At 65.9% G+C, this 19,139-nt stretch carries 21 protein-coding genes; 13 read left to right on the top strand and 8 right to left on the bottom strand.

What is annotated here, in order from left to right:
* Position 1: 1 nt before the first annotated feature.
* Positions 2-1,162 carry an acyl-CoA dehydrogenase family protein gene (locus ON40_RS07790; RefSeq protein WP_040820042.1) on the bottom strand — a complete coding sequence of 387 codons (1,161 nt, stop codon included), beginning with the start codon at positions 1,160-1,162 and terminating at the stop codon, positions 2-4.
* Positions 1,163-1,328: 166 nt separating this feature from the next.
* Between ON40_RS07790 and ON40_RS07785 the strand changes: the two genes are divergently transcribed.
* From ON40_RS07785 to ON40_RS07755, 7 genes are all read left to right on the top strand, one after another.
* Positions 1,329-1,916, top strand: coding sequence for a TetR/AcrR family transcriptional regulator (locus tag ON40_RS07785; RefSeq protein ID WP_040820040.1), 588 nt, complete (start codon positions 1,329-1,331; stop codon positions 1,914-1,916).
* A gap of 211 nt (positions 1,917-2,127) precedes the next feature.
* Positions 2,128-3,201, top strand: coding sequence for an MCE family protein (locus ON40_RS07780; RefSeq protein ID WP_040820039.1), 1,074 nt, complete (start codon positions 2,128-2,130; stop codon positions 3,199-3,201).
* A gap of 81 nt (positions 3,202-3,282) precedes the next feature.
* Complete coding sequence (locus tag ON40_RS07775; RefSeq protein WP_218008752.1) at positions 3,283-3,885, top strand: TetR/AcrR family transcriptional regulator; 603 nt, start codon at positions 3,283-3,285, stop codon at positions 3,883-3,885.
* A gap of 100 nt (positions 3,886-3,985) precedes the next feature.
* Positions 3,986-5,185 carry a cytochrome P450 gene (locus tag ON40_RS07770; RefSeq protein WP_040820037.1) on the top strand — a complete coding sequence of 400 codons (1,200 nt, stop codon included), beginning with the start codon at positions 3,986-3,988 and terminating at the stop codon, positions 5,183-5,185.
* A gap of 11 nt (positions 5,186-5,196) precedes the next feature.
* Positions 5,197-5,391: a ferredoxin gene (locus tag ON40_RS07765; protein WP_040820035.1), complete on the top strand. Its 195-nt coding sequence runs from the start codon at positions 5,197-5,199 to the stop codon at positions 5,389-5,391.
* A gap of 207 nt (positions 5,392-5,598) precedes the next feature.
* Entirely contained in the window at positions 5,599-7,332 is a 1,734-nt protein-coding gene (locus ON40_RS07760; RefSeq protein WP_040820032.1) for a thiamine pyrophosphate-dependent enzyme, read from the top strand.
* Positions 7,333-7,380: 48 nt separating this feature from the next.
* On the top strand, positions 7,381-8,484 hold the full coding sequence (locus tag ON40_RS07755; protein WP_040820030.1) for a baeRF11 domain-containing protein: 1,104 nt from the start codon (positions 7,381-7,383) through the stop codon (positions 8,482-8,484).
* A gap of 33 nt (positions 8,485-8,517) precedes the next feature.
* On the opposite strand, the gene ON40_RS07750 is transcribed toward ON40_RS07755, so the two are convergent.
* The 3 genes from ON40_RS07750 to ON40_RS07740 all read right to left on the bottom strand — a co-directional run bounded on the left by ON40_RS07750 (position 8,518) and on the right by ON40_RS07740 (position 11,839).
* Positions 8,518-9,765, bottom strand: a complete 1,248-nt coding sequence (locus ON40_RS07750) for a multidrug effflux MFS transporter (protein WP_051192815.1) — start codon at positions 9,763-9,765, stop codon at positions 8,518-8,520.
* A gap of 265 nt (positions 9,766-10,030) precedes the next feature.
* Positions 10,031-10,858, bottom strand: a complete 828-nt coding sequence (locus ON40_RS07745) for a DUF8020 domain-containing protein (RefSeq protein ID WP_083895475.1) — start codon at positions 10,856-10,858, stop codon at positions 10,031-10,033.
* Between the two features lie 255 nt (positions 10,859-11,113).
* Positions 11,114-11,839 (bottom strand): VC0807 family protein, encoded by a 726-nt coding sequence (locus ON40_RS07740; RefSeq protein WP_040820025.1) that lies wholly within the window; start codon positions 11,837-11,839, stop codon positions 11,114-11,116.
* A 299-nt stretch (positions 11,840-12,138) separates the two neighbouring features.
* Between ON40_RS07740 and ON40_RS07735 the strand changes: the two genes are divergently transcribed.
* The 4 genes from ON40_RS07735 to ON40_RS07720 all read left to right on the top strand — a co-directional run bounded on the left by ON40_RS07735 (position 12,139) and on the right by ON40_RS07720 (position 14,932).
* Positions 12,139-13,332 (top strand): sensor histidine kinase, encoded by a 1,194-nt coding sequence (locus tag ON40_RS07735; protein ID WP_040820023.1) that lies wholly within the window; start codon positions 12,139-12,141, stop codon positions 13,330-13,332.
* A 55-nt stretch (positions 13,333-13,387) separates the two neighbouring features.
* Positions 13,388-14,104 carry a response regulator gene (locus tag ON40_RS07730; RefSeq protein WP_051192814.1) on the top strand — a complete coding sequence of 239 codons (717 nt, stop codon included), beginning with the start codon at positions 13,388-13,390 and terminating at the stop codon, positions 14,102-14,104.
* A 1-nt stretch (position 14,105) separates the two neighbouring features.
* Entirely contained in the window at positions 14,106-14,447 is a 342-nt protein-coding gene (locus ON40_RS07725; RefSeq protein ID WP_040820021.1) for a hypothetical protein, read from the top strand.
* Between the two features lie 173 nt (positions 14,448-14,620).
* Complete coding sequence (locus ON40_RS07720) at positions 14,621-14,932, top strand: excalibur calcium-binding domain-containing protein (protein ID WP_040820018.1); 312 nt, start codon at positions 14,621-14,623, stop codon at positions 14,930-14,932.
* Between the two features lie 74 nt (positions 14,933-15,006).
* Here the strand turns inward: ON40_RS07720 and ON40_RS07715 are convergent, their stop codons facing one another.
* Complete coding sequence (locus ON40_RS07715; RefSeq protein WP_040820017.1) at positions 15,007-15,231, bottom strand: DUF3618 domain-containing protein; 225 nt, start codon at positions 15,229-15,231, stop codon at positions 15,007-15,009.
* A gap of 132 nt (positions 15,232-15,363) precedes the next feature.
* Between ON40_RS07715 and bcp the strand changes: the two genes are divergently transcribed.
* Positions 15,364-15,837, top strand: coding sequence for a thioredoxin-dependent thiol peroxidase (bcp, locus tag ON40_RS07710; RefSeq protein WP_040820014.1), 474 nt, complete (start codon positions 15,364-15,366; stop codon positions 15,835-15,837).
* 491 nt (positions 15,838-16,328) lie between these two features.
* On the opposite strand, the gene ON40_RS07700 is transcribed toward bcp, so the two are convergent.
* The 3 genes from ON40_RS07700 to ON40_RS07690 are packed head-to-tail and all read right to left on the bottom strand — an operon-like array spanning position 16,329 to position 18,005.
* On the bottom strand, positions 16,329-17,174 hold the full coding sequence (locus tag ON40_RS07700; RefSeq protein ID WP_051192813.1) for a helix-turn-helix domain-containing protein: 846 nt from the start codon (positions 17,172-17,174) through the stop codon (positions 16,329-16,331).
* Positions 17,171-17,695, bottom strand: coding sequence for a DUF6879 family protein (locus tag ON40_RS07695; RefSeq protein WP_051192812.1), 525 nt, complete (start codon positions 17,693-17,695; stop codon positions 17,171-17,173). The genes ON40_RS07700 and ON40_RS07695 overlap by 4 nt, the downstream gene beginning before the upstream one ends.
* Positions 17,676-18,005, bottom strand: a complete 330-nt coding sequence (locus ON40_RS07690; RefSeq protein ID WP_040820009.1) for a hypothetical protein — start codon at positions 18,003-18,005, stop codon at positions 17,676-17,678. The genes ON40_RS07695 and ON40_RS07690 overlap by 20 nt, the downstream gene beginning before the upstream one ends.
* 870 nt (positions 18,006-18,875) lie before the next feature.
* Here ON40_RS07690 and ON40_RS07680 point away from each other — a divergent pair.
* Positions 18,876-19,130 (top strand): hypothetical protein, encoded by a 255-nt coding sequence (locus tag ON40_RS07680; protein ID WP_157186228.1) that lies wholly within the window; start codon positions 18,876-18,878, stop codon positions 19,128-19,130.
* Positions 19,131-19,139 lie beyond the last annotated feature (9 nt).

Here is a 19,139-nt window from a genome sequence, read left to right as displayed (position 1 = left end):
CTCACAGTGAGCGGGAGATGATCTCCTTCATGATTTCGCTCGTGCCACCGTAGATTCGGTTCACCCGCGAGCCGGTGTACATGTTGGCGATCGGATACTCCATCATGTAGCCGTAGCCGCCGAAGAGTTGCAGGCATTTGTCGACCACCTTGTCGGCGGTCTCGGCGGCGAACAACTTGGCCATGGACGCGGTGGCCGGGTCGTTCTTTCCGCCGACGTACTGTGAGATCGCGTAGTCCACAAGGGTTTTGATGGCCAGCGCCTCGGTCTTGACCTCGGCCAGGGTGAAGGCGTTGTGCTGGAATTTGCCGATCGGGCGCCCGAACGCCTCCCGCTCCCGCGAATACCGCAGCGCCTCGAGCACCGCGGCCTCGGCCAGTGCCGAGCAGATGCTCGCGATGATGAGCCGCTCCCGCGCGAGCTGCTCCATGAGCTGGTAGAAGCCCAGACCTTCCTGCTCGCCGAGGAGGTTCGCGACCGGCACGCGCATATCGGAGAAGAACAGCTCGCGGGTGTCCTGGGCGTGCTGGCCCATCTTCTCCAGCACCCGGCCCCGCTCGAAGCCTGCCAGATCCTTGGTCTCGGCCACGATCAGCGAGACGCCCGCGGCGCCCTTGGCCGGATCGGTCTTGGCGACGATGACCACCAGATCGCAGTGAGTTCCATTGGAGATGAACGTCTTCGAGCCGTTGACCACGTAATGATCTCCGTCGCGGATCGCCGTGGTGCGCACCGCTTGCAGGTCCGAGCCGGTCCCGGGCTCGGTCATGGCCACGGCCAGCACCAGTTCACCGGCGATGATGCCCGGCAACCACTTTCGCCGTTGTTCCGCACTGCCGTACTGGTGGATGTAGTGCGACACGATCGGCGAATGCACCGAGAAGCCGAACCCGTTGTCGTGCGCGTAGACCAGTTCCTCCTGCACGACCGCCTGCATGCCGAAATCGCCTCCGGCGCCGCCGAATTCCTCCGGCAGATCCAGTCCGAGCAGGCCCGCCGCACCGGCCTTGTTCCAGAATTCGCGGTCGACCATGTGCTGCCCGCTCCAGCGCTCGCGATGCGGCACGCTCTCCTTGCGGAAGAACTCCGCCGCGTGCTTGCGCAGTTCGCGATGCTGATCGGTCTCCCAGGAGGGACGGTAGTCGGGGAAGAGTTCGGACATGCGTGATCCCTCTGCTTTCCGGCGCGCGGGGTTGCACACCCCGGTCGTTCACGGCAACGGACAGTACAGTTGTATTGTCTGCCGGTCAACAGCACCGCTATTTCCCGCGGGGCTGGACTACTACGCGACGTAAGATCTTCGGCAGACCCTGACGAGCTGAGGACCGATGCTGAATCCACGCGCGACGAACGAGGATCTGACCGCCAAGGCACGGATCCGCAATGCCGCCATGGATCTGTTCGCGCAGTACGGCGAGTCCCGGGTGTCACTGCGGGCGGTCGCCGCCGAGGCGGGCGTGACGCTCGGCCTGGTCCAGCACCACTTCAAGACCAAGGCGGGGCTGCGCGAGGCCGTCGATCAGCTGGTGAGCGAGTACTTCTATCAGGCCGTGCACTCGGTGCCCAACACCGGAACCCCGGGCGAGGTCGCGGGCGCGCGGGACGAGGCCGTGCGGGAGATGCTGCGCGAGAACCCGGCCGTGGTGAACTACATCCGCCGCGCCGTCCTCGAACCGGAGCCGACCCGGCTGAAATTCCTGGAACGCCAGGTGGAGCTGGTGCGCAGCGAGGTCGTCGCCCTGCGCGAAGCAGGTCTGGCCTCGACTTCCCGCCGCGAATCGACCCAGGTGGTCGCGGTGCTGGTGCGGCAGTTCGGCGAACTGCTGCTGGCTCCGATGATCGATTCGGTGTGGCAGATGGTGGCCGACGAGGCCGATACCGCCAAACCGCGACTGACCGTCACCGTCGAGGAGTGACCCGGCAATAGCCGAGATATAGCCGGACGCTGTGTCCGGTTTCACACATTCTGTTGCCGAATGCCTGCGGGGCACACCGGAATCCCTCCGGCGATACAGATGTCCAGGAAATTGTTCAACTGCGCAGTGGGACCGGCACGCCGCTGCTACCTTGGCTTGCTATCGGGCGATGCCTCGTTCACCAGCCGTCCCCGCCCCGAGGAGCAGCACCATGGCGCACTGGATACGGGGTGCGGCGGTGGTGCTGATCGGCATGGTCGTACTCGGCTGCACCGGTTGCTCGGTGATGCCGGGACGCCCCGAACCGACCCACATCACGGCCGATTTCCGCAGTATCTCGGGCATGTTCGCGGGCAATCCGGTCACGGTTCTGGGCCTGCGGGTCGGCACGGTGGACAAGATCGTGCCGCATCCCCGGTACGCCGAAGTCCACATGAGCATCGACCACGACGTCACGATCCCCGAAAACGTCACGGCCGCACTGATTTCCCAGTCCATCGTGACCGATCGGCATATCGAGCTCTCCCCCGCGTACACCGGCGGCCGGACCCTGACCGACGGCGCGCATCTGACCGTCGAATCGACCCGCAGCCCGGTCGAACTGGACACGCTGCTGCAGACCATCGACAGATTCACCGCCGCCCTGGCCCCACCGCCGGGCAGTACGCAGGGCCCGCTGTCGGGCACCCTGCTGCACGACATGCTCGACGGACGGGGTGCGAAGATCCGCGACACGTTGACGGCGCTGACCGGCGCGTTGCGGGTGGGTGTGCTCAACGGGGATGCGCTCGCGCAGATCATCGTTCAGCTCAACGACCTGACCTCGATGCTGGCCGACAACGACGCATCCGTGCGCGAATTCGGCAACAACGTCACCCGCATGTCCACGCTGCTGGCCGAACAGTCCACCGGGCTCCAGGCGACGCTGGCTCAGCTCGAAGCGGTCCTGGCCAACACCGGCACCGCCTTCGGCGCGTATCGAGATCGGCTGGCCGACAGCCTGACCGGCCTGACGACCGCGACCGATCAGTTGCGCGCCAACGCATCCCAGATCATCGAAAGCACGGACGTCATCCCGCTGCTGTCCGAGAACCTCGATCGCCTGGTCGATCGCCCCGGCCGGTTCGGCCGCGCGCACGCGCTGATCGGCACCGTCAGCGGGGAGATAGTCAGTACCTTCTGTGCGCGGGTCGAATTGCGGGCCGATGGCTGCCGGACCGGACGGGTTCAGGACCTGGGCCCGGACTTCGGTCTGACGGCGGCGATGCTGGGCCTGACCCGATGATTGCGGCGGGCCCCGGCCGGGCTCGCCAACGCTGGCGAGGAAGGTCGGACTCACGGCACTCGCAACGGTTACAGTGCTCGCGTGGGTGAGACCTCGCAACGCGCACGCAACCCCTGGGGCCAGGGCGAGCGGTTGCGGCTGGAGATCCTCGAGGCCGCCGCACGGTTGCTGTCGGATCTGGGCAGCGAGGAGGGACTCACGATCCGCGGCGTGGCACGCGCCGCCGGAATCTCACCGGCGAGTATCTATCAGCACTTCAGCGACAAATCCGCTCTGGTCGACGGCCTGATCGAATACGACGCCACCCAACTGGCCACGGCGATGGCCGATGCGCAGGCGCAGTTCCCGCCCGAGGCGGCGCTGGATCGGGTGCGCGCGCAGATGAAGGCGTACTGCCGATTCGCCCTGGACAGTCCGGGCCACTACCGCCTGATGATCGACAACCGGCCCGCACAGGCCGCGCGCCCGGGTCCGCTCCTGCAGTTCGTGCAGCAGGTGATCACCGCGTTCGAGCACTGCCAGCAGACCGGGGTGCGGTTGCGGCTGCCACCGGATCGGGCCGCGGTGGTGGTCTTCGTCGGGACGCACGGCAGGGTCGCGCTGTGGCATGCCGGCCAGGGCGCACAGCCGACCGAGATCGTGACCGATTTCGTCGACGAGCTCATCTCGCTCGTCATCGATTGACTCCCTTCACATCTCGCTAATCGTTGCTTAGCAGAACCAACGGGATCTATTCTGGCCGAGTTAGTGAACGATTGTTTAGTAACTCTGTCAGGGGGTCACGATGACCGAATCCCTTCCCGCATACCCGATGGCGCGAGCCACGGGCTGTCCGTTCGACCCGCCGCCACAGCTGCGCGAGGTCGGTCCGGTCAGCCGGGTACGCATCTGGAACGACGAAACACCTTGGCTCGTCACGGGTTACGACGAGCAGCGCGCTGTTCTCGCGGACCAGCGGTTCAGCGCCGATACCCGCAAGGAGGGCTACCCGCATCAGTCGGCGGCGATCAACGCGCGACGTCGCACCTTCCGCGCGTTCATCGCGATGGACGATCCCGAACACGATCGACAGCGAAAGATGTTGACCCGCAACTTCATGGTCAAACGGGTCGAGGCCATGCGGCCGCGCGTGCAGCAGATCGTGGACGGGCTGATCGACGATATGCTCGCCGGTCCGCAGCCCGCGGATCTGGTGACCGCGTTCGCACTTCCGGTGCCCTCGCTGGTCATCTGTGAGCTGCTCGGCGTGCCGTACGAGGATCACGAATTCTTCCAGTCCTGCAGCCGCAAGCTCATCTCCCGCGAGGCGCCCCCCGAGGAGGCGATCGCCGCCAACGAGGCGCTACGCGAATATCTCCTGAAACTCATTGCGGCCAAACAACAGACGCCGACCGACGACCTGATCGGCAGACTGGTGAGCGGGCAGGTCGCCGCGGGCGAGCTGACCGTGGAGGAAGCCGCGGATATGAGCGTGCTGATGTTGATCGCCGGGCACGAGACGACGGCCAACATGATCGCGCTGGGCACCCTGGCCCTGCTGGAACATCCCGATCAACTCGCCGAACTGCGCGAGACCGAGGATCCGGCGTTGATCGCGAACGCGGTCGAGGAGCTGCTGCGGTATCTGAACATCGTGCACGGCGGACGTCGGCGGGTCGCCCTGCAGGACGTCGAGGTCGGCGGACGGCTGGTCCGCGCGGGCGAGGGCGTCATCCTGGCCAATGACGCAGGCAACCGGGATGATTCGGCATTCCCGGACCCGGACGTGCTGGACATCCACCGCAAGGCGCGTCATCACGTGGCCTTCGGCTACGGCGTGCACCAGTGCCTGGGCCAGCCGCTGGCGCGGATGGAGCTGCAGGTGGTCTACAGCACCCTCTACAAGCGGATACCCTCACTGCGCCTTGCGATTCCGATCGACGACGTGCAGTTCAAACACGAGATGGTCGTCTACGGCGTCCATTCCCTCCCCATCGCCTGGTAAGGAGCTTGCTCATGAAAGTCATCGTGGATCAGGACAAATGCGTCGGCTCGGGACAGTGCGTGATGATGTCCGAGGCCGTATTCGACCAGCGCGACGAGGACGGCGTCGTGGTGCTGCTGCAGGACGAGCCCACCGAGGACCAGTACGAGGCGGTGCGTGACGCGGCCCGGGTGTGCCCGGCGCTGGCCATCGAGATCGACGAGTAGCAGACGCCGAACCGGGTCACCTCACCGCGACGCGTCCGGACCTGCACCCCAGGTCCGGGCGCGCCCACCCAATCGTGACTCGTTCGAAATATAGCGAACCCTTCGCAAACGCCGCATGCTCTGAATATCCTTCCCGAGTGGGCCCATGGCAACTGCCCGGCTCGCGATCGCTCGCAGGATCACGACGAGTGGGAGGCGGGTAGCGGTATGGCGAAGAACGTCGCCGACGGACTGTGGGACATGCTGGTCTCGGCGGGCGTGCGCCGGTGCTACGGCATCGTGGGCGACGCGCTCAACCCGGTCATCGACGCCATGCGCCGCAACGGGAACATCGATTTCGTCCATGTGCGGCACGAGGAGTACGGCGTCTTCGCCGCGGTCGCCGAGGCATGCCTGACCGGTCGGCCGGTCGCGGTGTGCGGCACCGCCGGGCCGGGCGTGACCCATCTGATCAACGGCCTGCTCGATGCCCGCAAGGAAGGCGCGCCGATCATCGCCCTCGCCGGTGACAGCGAGTCCGCGCTGCTGGACAGCGGCACCGTCGAAGAACTCAATCCCTACAAGTTCTTCGACACCGCGGCGCACTACATCGGCCGCATCACCAATCCCGCGCAGTTGCATCACGTCGTGAGCAGCGCGGTGACCATCGCGATGGCCGAGCACGGGCCGACCGTGGTGGCCCTGCCCGGCGACGTGGCGGTGCAGGACGCACCGAAACTGTCTCTGCGCCTGTCGGTTCCGGCGCCGCAGCGGCCTGCGGCGGCGGCCGCTGATCTCACGGCCATGGCCGAGATCATCGACGACGCCGATCGAATCGCGGTATTCGGCGGCGACGGTTGCGCCGACGCGGGCGTCGAGGTGCGCGCTCTGGCCGCGAAACTACAAGCGCCGGTGGGCTATTCGCTCAAAGGTAAGCAGTGGCTCGAGCACGACAACCCGAATGCGGTCGGCATGACCGGACTGCTCGGCTACGGCGGCTGCTGGGAGGCGATCAACAAGTGCGATGTGCTGCTCATGCTCGGCACCGACTTCCCCTTCCCGAACTTCCTGCCGCACACCGGCGTCAAGGTCATCCAGGTCGATCGCAACCCGCGGCGCCTCGGCCGGCGAATTCCCTTGGCGCTGGGCGTCATCGGTGACGTGCAGGCCACCGTGAGCGAACTGCTGCCCATGGTCGCGGCCAAGTCCGCGAACCGATTCCTGAACAAATGTGTGAAGGCGACGCGCAGCTTCGAGAAACATCTGCAGCACTACGTCACCCGAGGTCCGGAGCTGACGCCGATCCGGCCCGAATACCTCGCCGCACTCCTGGACGAGGCGGCCGACGACGACGCGCTGTTCTTCGCCGACACCGGCACCGCGGTCATCTGGGCCTCGCGGCACATCCACTACGGGGGCGACCGACGCCTGTTCGGATCGTTCTCCTGGGCCTCGATGGCCAACGCCTCCCCCAACGCCTTCGGCGCACAACTCGCCTTCCCGGGACGCCAGACCATCGCCCTGTGCGGTGACGGCGGGTTCACCATGCTCGGCCTGGGCGATCTGCTCACCCAGGTGCAGCGCAGGACGCCGGTGGTGAACGTCGTGCTGAACAACGGCATGCTCGATTTCGTCGACATCGAGCAGCAGGAGGCCGGGCTGATCCCGTTCGGCACCGAGTTCCGCAACCCGGACTTCGGCAAGGTCGCCGAGGCCATGGGGGCCAAGGGAATTCGCGTCGAGAAGCCGGGCGAGCTGCCCGATGCGATCCGAACCGCGTTGGCGCACAGGGGCGGACCGGTGGTGCTGGATGTGCTGGTCGACAAGCACGCACTGGCCATGCCCGCGCACGTGCCGGGCGCGACGGCCGCGGGCTTCACGCTGAGCCTGGCCAGGCAGACGCTGCACGGAGATCTGGACAACGTCGTGACCACGGCCGAACACAATATCGGCCTGCTCTGATCCACCGACGGGCCCGAACCCGCCGACGCCGAGATACGGAGGATACGCATGCTGCACACCGATATTCCGACCCGCGGTGAGATCCTCGCCCTCGTATCGACCGTCGAGCCGTGGTGTGTCTCGATCTACACCCCGACCGAGGTGAGCAGGCCGACGCCGGACAAGAATCGGATCGCGTTCGGGAATCAGACCCGCCAGGCGCTCGAACAGGTCACCGACAAGGAAGCCCGGGTGGCCCTCGAGGAGGAGTTCGAGGACCTGATCGACGACGAGGAGTACTGGCGGTATCAGTCGCGCACGCTGGTGGTGCTCGCGACGCCCGAGCGGATGCGGACGTTCCGGGTGCCGAATCGGCTCGAGGCGGGCGTCACCGTCGGGGATCGGTTCGACATCAAACCACTGTTGCGCACCATCACCTTTCCGCAGGATGCCTTCGTGCTGGCACTGTCGGAGAATGCGGTGCGCCTGGTCGAGGTGACCCCGGACGAACCGGCGCAGGACGTCGCGGTGGCCGGGCTGCCGGTGAGTCTGATCGACCATATCGCCCAGCCGGGCATGAGCCGCAGCCCGCACGGACGGCTACAGGGCACCGAGGGCCGGAAGGTGCGGATCCGGCAGTTCTGCCGCGCGGTGGATCACGCGTTGCGAAATGTGCTGTCCGGCAGGGATGTTCCGCTGATTCTCGCCGCGGCCGAACCGACCGCATCGCTGTTCCGCTCGGTGAACAGCTATCCGAGCCTGCTGACCGAGGAGCTCGCGGGCAATCCGGAACATCTGGCCGACGCGGAACTGGCCGCCCGCGCCCGCACCGTCCTGGACGGCCACTACGCGGACGAATTGTCCGCGCTGCGTGCGGAATTCGAGCAACGTCGCGGTGACGGCCGCGGCACGGCGGATCTGTCCGATATCGCCCGCGCCGCGACGTTCGGCATGGTGCGAACCCTCATGGTGGATATCGACACCCCGGTTCCCGGAACCGTCGGCGAGGACGGATCGCTCGCCTTCGCGGCCACCGGCCAGGCGGACGCACCGGGCATCCTCGACGAAATCGCCCGCCGCGTATTGCTTTCCGACGGCCGGGTACTGGCGGTGCGCGCCGCGGACCTGCCCGACAGCGCACATGCGGCGGCCATCCTGCGATACGTGCCCTGAGCCGTCCCGGGCGCGGCCGACGCGTCCGATGACCTAGCCGATCTCGGTCCGCTCGGTGGATCGGCTGCCGAAGGTCACCAGACCGACGCGGGCGACCACCGCGAGGACGGCGACGGTCACGGTGACCACGCCCATCGGGACCGCGCTGTGCCCGCCCAGGCCGACCAGCGGGGCCACGACCGCGCCCAGGACGAACTGCGTGCAGCCGACCAACGCCGACGCGCTTCCGGACACGTCGCCGAATCGCTCGAGGGCCAGGGCCGCGGCATTGGGCATCGTCAGCCCGATGGAGGACACCATCACGAACAGCGGAATCTCGATCGCCACGGGCCCGCCGTGCGCGAGCGCCACGATCAGCACCGCGACCGCGCCCACGCACACCATGGTCAGGCCCAGATCCAGGACACGGCGAGGGGACCAACGCCGCAACAGCCGGATGTTCAGGGCGTTGGCCAGCACGATCCCGATGCCGTTGGCGGCGAAGATCAGGCCGAAAACCTGTGGGCTGAGCGCGAACAGGGTCTGGAAGACGAACGAGGACGCGGAGATGTAGGCGAACATCGCCGCGAAGGACAGCGCACCGGCCAGTGCGAATCCGGCGAATTCGGGCACGACCGCGATCCGGCGCAGCGCGGCGAAGGTCGCGGTGAGTTCGCCTCGGTGCCGCGCCTGCGGCGGCAGCGTCTCGGGCACGCCCAGGATCGCGATGATCACGAAGAGCAGCCCCAGTACAGCCAGCACCCAGAACAGCCCGCGCCAATCGATCACCCGCAACAGCTGCGCACCCGCCACCGGCGCGACGACCGGCGCCGCGCCGCTGACCCCGAGCAGGATCGAAAATGCCCGCGCTCCTCGGGTTCCGGACCAACTGTCCCGGACGATCGCGAAGGAGATGACGATTCCGGCCGCACCGGCCAGCCCCTGCAGCAGCCGCGCCGCGTCCAGCAGTGCGACCGTGGGCGCGAGGGCGCACAGCACCGAGGCGACGGTGAACACGACCATCCCGGCGATCATCGGACGCCGTCTGCCCCATCGGTCGCTGAGCGGACCGGCCAGCAGCTGCCCCAGCGCCAACCCGATCAGACAGGTCGTCAGCGACAGCTGGATCCCGGCCTGACTCGCGTGCAACGCCATCGCCGCCTGTGGCAGACTCGGCAGATACAGATCCGTCGTGATCGGCCCGAACGCCGACAACGCGCCCAGCACCACGATCAGCCGTGTACTCCCACGCCGGGAAACCGTCGTATCGACGACCTTCACCGACCCGCCCTGTTCACTCATCTTCCTGGACCCTCCTCACCACCCCGCCTCGCCGACCATACCCAGCGCCGGCCAGGACGGTAGTAGTCCGTTCGGTACCCCGGACAACGCGCCCGCGAACGCCGCTGGGCACTCGGCGAATACGCGGAATGCTCCACCGCGGTGGGCATCGTCCGGTCGGTGAATCGCGGATTCCGCTGGGCATTCAACCTATTCGCGCGCACGCCGCCGGGCGGGCCTCCTGGAGAGGAGACCCGCCCGCCGGATGTTTCGTCGGTGCGCGGACCTACTTCTTGGCGGGAGCAGGCGGAGCGGCCGGGTTCGTGCAGAACGCGCCGGGTGTGGTGCACGGGGCATTGATGGTGCTGAAGTACTGGTACGCCGACCACAGCATCATCGGGCCGCCGACCAGGATGGTGCCCAGCAGCGTGCCCACGGTGCCGATCGTCGCGACACCGGCGATGCAGCCGATGATCGCGCCGGGCACCACACCCGCGAACAGGGTGGTGATCGCGGTGGAGACCGAACCGACCACGCCACCGGCGACACAGCCGACGGTGACGCCGATCAGCGCGCCGACCACCGCGCCGACCAGGCTGGAGATGGTCGCGCGCGAACCGAACGCCGACAGCTCCTGCTGGTCACGCGGGCTGAAGGACTCGTCGATCTGTTTCGGATCCACCTTGGTGGCATCCTTGGCGTTGGCCATCGCCGCCGCGGAGATCGGGTGGGCGACCGGGGTGCCACCGGTGGTCTGCGGGGTCAGCCGCACCTGGTGGTCCGCGATGTCCGCGTTGATCGGGAACTGGGTGTTGTCCTTGCGGTACACCAGCGGAACCGAATCGACGACGGTGCCCTTGGCATCGGCGACGGTCAGGCTGTCGCCGACCTTCTTGAACGTGCCGTCGACGGCCTTCAGAACAGCCGATCCACCGTCCCGGTTCAGCGTGTAGTGAATTCCGTTGACGACCACCGTCTGCGATGCCGGAACATTCTGGAACGGCGACGCGACGGCAGGAGCGGGGGCCGGTGCGGCCGGGGCGGCATAGGCGGGCGCCGCGGCGATTCCGACGGCGCTCACCACCAACGCTGCACTCGCAGCAAACTTCCTCATCTGGTACGACCTCAAACCTTTCTTCGACAGCGGTGACCCTGCGCATTCAGCGCGGACCCACCGATCCTCACCGGTCAATCAGGCCGTACCAATATTTCTGAAAGGTGAAATTAAAATGGAAATCTGAACCTTTCGACAGAAACTCACCAGAAAACCGACGGCGAATTACAATCATTGCACCGGCGATTTCTTTGATTGAAATCGCCGGTGCAATGATGGAAACCTGTTCAATTGTAATGAAAGAAGCCGGGGAAACTACGCTGCGGCGATCCGCGCGTCGATGTTCATCCGCTTACGGACGTGCATCGAATAGGCGAAGGCCAGGCCCAGCGCGGTCCATTCGACGGGATTTCCCAGCCCGACCACCGTCGAGGTCGGCAGCGTGGCGATCATCGCGAACCGCACCAGCGCGGTCGCGGCGAATGCGCCGCCCCAGACCAGGGTCGAGTGCCGGAAGATCCGTCGGACCTCGGAGTCCTCGTGCCACAGCGCGTTCCAGGCCCGGATCTGATCCGCACCGGACGCCCGCAGGCGCTGCACGATGCCGAACATCGCCGGACGCCCGAACACGCAACTGCCCAACAGCACGGCGGCGACCACCACGTCGGTGATGGGGTCCTTGGCCAGGATCATCCGGTCGCTGCCGCTCACCAGCGCCAGTACCAACCCCAGACCGTTGATCGCCAGGACGAATCCGGCCAGACCGTCGAAGCGACGCTGCACCGCCGCCGGGACCAGCACCCACAGCGCCGACAGGACGGTGGAGCACACCAGCGCGACGAAACTGCTGTGTCCGAGTGCGGTGAGCAGATAGTACGAGCCCATCGGAATCACCACCGGGGACAGATTCACGACGATCCGCCGGAGCCGACCGGTCCGGTCCGAGGAGGAACCGGCGGCAGCCGTGGTGACCGCGGAATCGGCTGCGGCGGCGGGAATCTCGCCGAATGCGCGATTGCTGGTGGGTACGGGCTGGGTCATCGGATTCTCCCTGCTGATCGCCGAGTTGGTATGTGAACAAAGCTATTTCGCGCAGGGCCCGTAGCGCGTGGACCGACGGATGGAATCGGCCTTCTCCACCCCGGGGTGTAGTGCGGAGATCTCCACCCGCGGACTCCACCACCGGCAGGTTCTCGCGCGCCGCCGCACTACCTAGGGTCGACCCGTCGCCCGGCACAGCGGTGCGCCCGCCGCACCGGCGGCGTACGACACGCCGCCGCCGCGCTGCGCCGCCGGTGATCGGCGACAATGCTGGGCGGTACCGATCCGTAAGGAGAGTGATGGCGCAGAGACTCCTGCGTACCGCGCGACGGTTACTCGGCACCGATCCGGAGAACAGCCCGCTGTTCCGGATCGTCGGCGGGCTGCTGCTGGCGGCGAATCTGCTGTGGAATCACCGCGGTCCGGTCCCCGTCTGGCTGTGGGTCGTGTTCGGCGGCGCCTACGCGATCTTCCTGATCTACGAGGTCTTCGGGGACAACCGCCCGCGTCTGGTCGTGCCCGCGCTGATCGGCTGCATGATGCTCTCGGCCGTCGCGACCGTACCGTGGCCCGACACGAACTCGGTGAGCGCCCCGGTGATCCAGCTGTGGGTGACGGTCGGCATCTTCGCTCGGCAGATCGCGGTGAGCACCCGCACGATCCTGACCGCCGTCGCCGTCGCGGCCGTGCTGCTGATCATCGGCGATCTGCTCGCCGGAGAGTTCACCACCCACGTGCTGACCCCCGTGGCGATCCTGGTGATCGTGCTGTTGATGGGCCTGTATCGCCGCCAGTACCGCCTGCAGATCCACCAGACCGAAATGCTGCTCGAACAGACCCGCCGCGCCCAGCAGGAACACGCCCGCGCCGCCGCGCTGGACGAACGCGCCCGCATCGCCCGGGAGATGCACGATGTGCTCGCGCACTCCCTCGGCGCGCTGACCGTGCAGCTCGAGGTCGCCGAGGGCCTGCTCAGCGAGAAGGGCGACGTGACCGCAGCGTTGACCCATCTGCGCCGATCCCACCGCCTGGCCCAGGACGGGCTGACCGAGGCCCGCGGCGCGGTGGCCGCACTGCGCGAGGACGTCCCCCCGCTCCCGGAGGCGGTGCGCGGACTCGTCGAGGGCTATCGCCGGGACCGGCGCATGAGTGTGGACTGCCTGGTCGACGGCGAACCGCGCGCGGTGCAGTCGGCCGCGGTCGTGTCACTGCTGCGGACCGCTCGCGAAGCGCTCACCAATGCCGCCAAACACGCACCCGGCGCGGCGGTGACCGTCGCGCTGAGTTTCACTCCGGACCGAGTGCGCCTGTCGGTGCGCAATCCGATCCTGTCCGGCACCGAACCGGCCGAACCACCGCGGGCGCGCGACGAGAACGGCGGGTACGGTCTCACCGGAATGCGCGAGCGGATCGCGTTGGTCGGCGGCACCCTGTCCGCCGGACCGGGACGCGACGGCCGCGATTGGGTGGTGACGGCGGAAGTACCCGGTTGAGCGGGCGGCGACGGGGCGTCAGCACACGAGATTTCGCCCGGCCGAAAGGAAGAGCATGAGTGGGTCAGGGCCGGAAGCGGCGGCGGAGCCCGACACCGCGATCCGGGTGCTCGTGGCCGATGATCAGCAGGTGATGCGCGAGGGTCTGGTCGCACTGCTCGGACTCGTCGACGGGGTGCGCGTCGTCGGCTCGGCCGGTGACGGCGAAGCGGCGGTGCGGGCGGTGGACGAGCTGTCCCCCGACGTCGTGCTGATGGATCTGCGCATGCCGGTACTGGACGGTGCGGGCGCCACCGCCCGGATCATCGCCGAACATCCGGGCACCGCGGTCATCGTGCTGACCACCTACGCCGACGACGAATCCATCCTGGGCGCACTGCGGGCGGGCGCGCGCGGCTATCTCACCAAGGACGCGGGACGCGCCGAGATCGCCGCCGCCATCACCGCGGCGGCCGCCGGACAGTCCACCTTCGACGCCACCGTCTCCCAGCGCCTGGTCGCCGCACTGTTCGACGCGACGGTCGCGCAGTCCCGGACCGCACGCGAAAACCCCACGGCCGCAACTCCCAAACCGGACGGATTGACCGCCCGCGAAGCGGAGGTCCTCGGCCTGATCGGGCAGGGCCTGAACAACGCCGAGATCGCCGGGTCGCTCTACATCTCCGAGACGACCGTCAAGACGCACATCAACAACGCCTTTGCCAAGATCGGCGCGCGCAACCGCGCCGACGCCGTCCGCTACGCCTACCGCCACGGCCTGGCACAGCCCTGAGATGGCCGACTACGCGCACACCGACTTCGCCGCCAAGGGCCGCGCCGAGAAGGCGCGCCGCCTGGCGGCTTACATCTGGCAGCGCGACATCACCGGCGCCGAACTCCTGGCGTTGTCCCCGGCAACCCGCCGCAAACTCGCCCGCGCCGCGGACACCAATCCCCCGAGCACCGACGAAACCTGGTCCCGGACAGCACAATTACTCGACGAGAAAGACGCCTGGGCGCAGCGCCACCCGAATCACCCTGCGGCGCAACGCAGCTACTCCGACGAAAAGATTCTCTGGGTGAAACCGCCGGTCACGCCGTGGCACGCGCCCCCGCCCGGCCCGTCCGAGGGCTGAACTCGGCGCCCTCGCACCCTGGGAACCGGCTGGGAGATTCGGGCGCACTCGCGACACCAGGTTGACAACGGCGCACGCCATCAGAACAGTAGACTCGCAAGCCCGGCCCGAGCACCACGGGGAGTGCCGGTCGGGTCCCGCCCCAATCATCCGTAGCTACTATCGAGGAATACATGAACGTTCGCAGGCTCATCGTGATCGTGGGCACGGGCTTGGCACTCGCCGCCCCGCTGGCCCCCTCCGCATCTGCCGGAAGCCCCAACATCCCGTCGGGCTCGGCGGGCACCGGGTCTTCGAGCATCGACGACCTGGTCGGCTCCACCGGATCGGCGGGTCTGACCCAGACCGGCTCCGCAGGCGGCCATGTGTACAAGAACTGCGACGAGGTCCGCAAGGCTGGCAAGGCGCCGCTGTTCCGCGGCGAGCCGGGCTACGCCCCGTACCTGGACCCGGACGGCACCGGAATGGCTTGCCCGACGCAGTAATCCGGCCCGGAAAACTCGACACCCGGTGTGGCGCAATGCCACACCGGGTGTTCGTTTTTCGGGCCCGATATTTCTCAGCGGCGGAAGATCTTCACCAGCGTCACGGCCACGACCACGGCGCCCGCGCCGATGAGGCCGTATTTCACCTTGGGCTCGTTCAACTTCGCGAGCACCGCGTGTTTGGTCTTGTCGGCGATCCGCTGCGGGTCGGCCCGAACGGCGAGCTCATCGAGTGTGTTCGCGAGCCGGTTGCGCGCGGCTTCGATCTCCCGCTCGATGCTCTCGGTATCCTTCGCCACGTTGTGTCTCCTGTGATTCGTACGGTGGGCGTGCGTCGCTGCCGTGGAGTCTATCCGCCGCCGCGATATCGCCGACGCCTCCGCTACCCGGCTGCGGCCCCGACCCGCCCGCGAGTGAGCTACCGTGCTGGCATGACCGAGAACTCCCGGCTCGCTCCGGGCGATATCGCGCCCGGCTTCACCCTTCCCGACGCCGACGGTAAGCCGGTGTCCCTGGCCGACTACCACGGCCGCAAGGTGATCGTCTACTTCTACCCGGCAGCCAGCACGCCCGGCTGCACGAAGCAGGCCTGCGACTTCCGCGACAATCTGGCCGAACTCGGCGGCGCGGGCATCGAAGTGGTCGGCATCTCGCCGGACAAACCGGCCAAACTCGCAAAATTCCGCGACAACGAGAAGCTCACCTTCCCGCTGCTGTCCGATCCGGACCGCGAGGTGCTCACCGCATGGGGCGCCTACGGCGAGAAAACCATGTACGGCAAGAAGATCACCGGCGTGATCCGCTCGACCTTCCTGGTCGACGAGGAGGGCAAGATCGCGGTGGCGCAGTACAACGTGCGGGCCACCGGCCACGTGGCCAAGCTGCGGCGCGATCTGTCGGTGTAGCGGCCCGGCATCGCATCGAGCGGAAGGAATGGTGCGGCCCGGACACCGGAAACGACCGGGCCGCACCGTCATTCGCGAATGCCGTCGTCCACGAGGCATCCACGTATCTCGCGGCCGCAGGCTCACATGCGCTTACCCGTCTACCCCGCATAACGGTCCGTCAGGTCTTATGTTCATCTGCCATGAGCCGAGCCGTATCGCGGCACTTGGTCGGTACCGCGTATGAACCAGGTCGGAACTATTACGACGGAACGCTGCGTATCGGGCACACCACTGAAACCAAATCGGCGGCAATCCAATTGGCGTCTGAACGACTGGCCGAGATGCGCCGGGGCGGTGCCGGCTCGGCAACCCGGAAGGTCTCTGTGAAGCTTTGGCCGAACGAATCGCGTCTGATGGATTCCGGCACTGTCGGCCGCTGGGTCGATATCCCAAACCACAGGCACCTGTGACTGTATCCAGCGGTCAGCCCCGGACTGGTCCGGACTGACCTACTCGGCCGCTTCGGTCCGGACCGTGAGCGCCCGGCGGATCAGGGTCCGGGCAGCATCCCCGGTGACGGACTGTCCGGCGAGGGTATCGAACGCCCGGCCGTATTCGGCTATCTCGCGCGGTTGGGTAATCGAGAGTTCCGCAGTGTGACCCTCTACCTTGACCACTCGCGTATCGAACATCATGAAGGCTTCGATAACCACCAGGGCCTCCGCCGTGAGCGGGACGATACCGAGCGTAAGGTTCGGCATTCCTATTATGGAAAGCAGTCGATCCAATTGGCCTGTCATTACCGAGTCGTCGCCGACAGTCGTATACAAAGATTTCTCGCTGATTATGAAATGAAATCTCCGGCCACGTTTATAGAGGATCTGCTGACGCTCCATCCGAGCAATAACTCCGGCGTCCAAGTCGTCCGGGAGGTGATAGAATTCGATCACGCGGCGAAGCTTGGCTTCGGCGTAAGCGGCTGTCTGTAGAAGTCCCGGAATAATCTGACTTTCGTAATTGCGTATCAGTTCAGCGCTCGACTCGTTTTTCATGACGAGTTGCTGACCGCGCTTCACGCCGGACCCGAGAAGTTTTCTCCATTCCATGTACATGGTTTGGAGATGGTTCAAAGTCGCCAAGAGTTCCGGTAACTCGCCATTGGCGTTGCAGATCTGACAATACGCACGCAGGACTGCGGCACTCGGGGTTGCCTTACCGTGCTCGATACGGCTGATCTTCGATTCGTGAACATGGAGGTGAGCGGCAAGCTCCCGGCCTGAAACTCCTGAATTCCTTCGGATTTCTCTCAGTCTCAGACCGAAAGCCTCGCGCGCCTCCTGAACTGAACTGGTCACTTCACCCGTTCGGTGTAATAGTCGTAGAACTTCGTGGACAACGGCCAGAGTGTTTCTTTGACGTTCCGGCACCGAGTCACGATGCCGGGGTCGGTTGTGATTGCTGCCCCGGCCGGTTTTCCGTCAGTATCGGAGAGGTTGAACGCTACTAGTTCGTCATCGAAAATCCACCAATCATCCGCAGGAACAAGCAACGGATCTACTGAACTTCTCCCGATATACCGAATGTCTTCACCAGCATCGACACTTTCACCAGTGACGGACAGTAACCACCGTTGATAATCGCTGTGCGGCTCCGTGATGACGCGAATACGACTCACAACGACGTCCCGCGAGGTCATTCCCCGGATAAGGCTCGTCCAATCGCTTTTATCGTAGTCTCCGGATTCGCCTCGGAGGAACCGCCGAAGCGGTTCCGATTCGCTGGGCTCCGCATAGGAGTCTCGAACCTCCATATGAAACGCTGACCGGCGGCATTCATCGAACAAATGCAGCCATGTGTCAGCGGGGCGAAATTCCATAGTAAGTCCTCCGGGATTTGGCAACTTCAACGGCTGTCTCGTTCGGTTCGAATGTCATTTGTTCCAGCGTCTCGCTATCTGTCACAGGATTACCGCTGACGAAGAACGTACCTCGACCAGAGTCGATCAACTCCGCACCGATGAAGGTATCCGGCAGGACGAACCCAAGCAGCAGGTGTGGCACCTCGACCGTTCCCGTTCGGTCGGTCTTCCAAGCCTGCACTACGTACGTGTCGTGGTCAGTGGCATACAGAGTGGGGCATCCGCTCTTGTCGGACCCTCCCTTGCCGAGGAACTTTAAGCGGGTCATGGTGGCTCCTGCTTTGTTACTTGCGACTGCTTGCGCTGCCGCTCTCTATGATGCCGCCGTTCGCTGCCGAAAATAGCCAGATCAGACATATTATGCAAGTTTCCGCAAGCTTGTAGACCTGATCGGCAGACGCTTCGTAGCTTCGAACCAGCGCCCGGGGCTGGTGAGAGAGACCCGGCCCCGGGTTGCCTTCCACTGGCCGACTACAGGGGTCGAGATGAGCACAAACGGGAACGGAGTTCCCTCCGGTGAGCCGATCTCCGATCGGACTCGCCCAGGAGACGAAACAGACACGCGTTCAAGGCTTTACACGTTTCCGGGTGGCGTGTTCGAGATACAGGAGCACCCGGGAGACGAACCGGGCGTAGGGGTGTACCTGGAGTACCACCCCCGACAGTCCTATAACGACGCTCGCACGATCGGTCCTGGTGAGGAGACGCAGGAGCGCACGCTTGTCGACGACGAGACGGAGCCCGCGTGATGGGGCTGTGTCCGGCCTTCGTTGAATTCCTGCGATTTCGAATTCAGTCCGTCCACACCTTCTGCCTATTCACCACAGATAGTCGGCGAAGGCGTTGCAGCGTGTGACGTACCGCCGGACCGGCATGTGGTTACTCTCGCGCTCGAATGGCAGCACGGCGGGAAGTGGGAGGTTGCCTCGGTGTCGCAACCGGACTCGACCGTCCCGGGGACGTGGGGTGCCGGGCGGCGTCACTACAAGGTGTCGGCGGCCTGCTACGCCGGTACATGGCGGATCGCTGTTTCGATCCGGGGCGGCATCCAAGGCCACGAGTTTCGCTACGACAACCAGTCTGGCACCGTGAACGTACCGACCTCCGTGTGTCATCCAAGATTCTGAGAGGCAAGGCCATGACCGACGACGAGACTATAACCCCGGTCAGCTACCCGATAGACCCGAACAACCCGCCCGAGTTCCCGGGCAAGCTTCCCCGGGACTTTTCCACGCCGTTGCGTGAACAGTTGCAGGCGATGGCGGAAGCGGTCAACCCGTACCTCGGGCCGGACCACAAGGTCATCCGTGCCCTCATCGACGCTTCGCACGAGATCACCGCCGTGACGTTCCCCAAGCAGGGTGGTTACGCTGAGTACACCCCCGAGGGCTGAGAGACTTTG

This window comes from Nocardia jiangxiensis NBRC 101359 (genome assembly GCF_000308615.1).
GTDB classification, from domain to species: domain Bacteria; phylum Actinomycetota; class Actinomycetes; order Mycobacteriales; family Mycobacteriaceae; genus Nocardia; species Nocardia jiangxiensis.
The sequence above is the reverse complement of the archived record's forward strand: the minus strand, read 5'-3'. Positions and strand labels throughout refer to the sequence as shown.

Excerpts from the sequence above, each read along its gene's own strand:
- ON40_RS07790 (WP_040820042.1), bottom strand. The coding sequence starts at position 1,162 with ATGTCCGAACTCTTCCCCGACTACCGTCCCTCCTGGGAGACCGATCAG.
- ON40_RS07785 (WP_040820040.1), top strand. The coding sequence starts at position 1,329 with ATGCTGAATCCACGCGCGACGAACGAGGATCTGACCGCCAAGGCACGG.
- ON40_RS07780 (WP_040820039.1), top strand. The coding sequence starts at position 2,128 with ATGGCGCACTGGATACGGGGTGCGGCGGTGGTGCTGATCGGCATGGTC.
- ON40_RS07770 (WP_040820037.1), top strand. The coding sequence starts at position 3,986 with ATGACCGAATCCCTTCCCGCATACCCGATGGCGCGAGCCACGGGCTGT.
- ON40_RS07765 (WP_040820035.1), top strand. The coding sequence starts at position 5,197 with ATGAAAGTCATCGTGGATCAGGACAAATGCGTCGGCTCGGGACAGTGC.
- ON40_RS07760 (WP_040820032.1), top strand. The coding sequence starts at position 5,599 with ATGGCGAAGAACGTCGCCGACGGACTGTGGGACATGCTGGTCTCGGCG.
- ON40_RS07755 (WP_040820030.1), top strand. The coding sequence starts at position 7,381 with ATGCTGCACACCGATATTCCGACCCGCGGTGAGATCCTCGCCCTCGTA.
- ON40_RS07750 (WP_051192815.1), bottom strand. The coding sequence starts at position 9,765 with ATGAGTGAACAGGGCGGGTCGGTGAAGGTCGTCGATACGACGGTTTCC.
- ON40_RS07745 (WP_083895475.1), bottom strand. The coding sequence starts at position 10,858 with ATGAGGAAGTTTGCTGCGAGTGCAGCGTTGGTGGTGAGCGCCGTCGGA.
- ON40_RS07740 (WP_040820025.1), bottom strand. The coding sequence starts at position 11,839 with ATGACCCAGCCCGTACCCACCAGCAATCGCGCATTCGGCGAGATTCCC.
- ON40_RS07735 (WP_040820023.1), top strand. The coding sequence starts at position 12,139 with ATGGCGCAGAGACTCCTGCGTACCGCGCGACGGTTACTCGGCACCGAT.
- ON40_RS07730 (WP_051192814.1), top strand. The coding sequence starts at position 13,388 with ATGAGTGGGTCAGGGCCGGAAGCGGCGGCGGAGCCCGACACCGCGATC.
- ON40_RS07725 (WP_040820021.1), top strand. The coding sequence starts at position 14,106 with ATGGCCGACTACGCGCACACCGACTTCGCCGCCAAGGGCCGCGCCGAG.
- ON40_RS07720 (WP_040820018.1), top strand. The coding sequence starts at position 14,621 with ATGAACGTTCGCAGGCTCATCGTGATCGTGGGCACGGGCTTGGCACTC.
- bcp (WP_040820014.1), top strand. The coding sequence starts at position 15,364 with ATGACCGAGAACTCCCGGCTCGCTCCGGGCGATATCGCGCCCGGCTTC.
- ON40_RS07695 (WP_051192812.1), bottom strand. The coding sequence starts at position 17,695 with ATGGAATTTCGCCCCGCTGACACATGGCTGCATTTGTTCGATGAATGC.
- ON40_RS07690 (WP_040820009.1), bottom strand. The coding sequence starts at position 18,005 with ATGACCCGCTTAAAGTTCCTCGGCAAGGGAGGGTCCGACAAGAGCGGA.
- ON40_RS07680 (WP_157186228.1), top strand. The coding sequence starts at position 18,876 with ATGACCGACGACGAGACTATAACCCCGGTCAGCTACCCGATAGACCCG.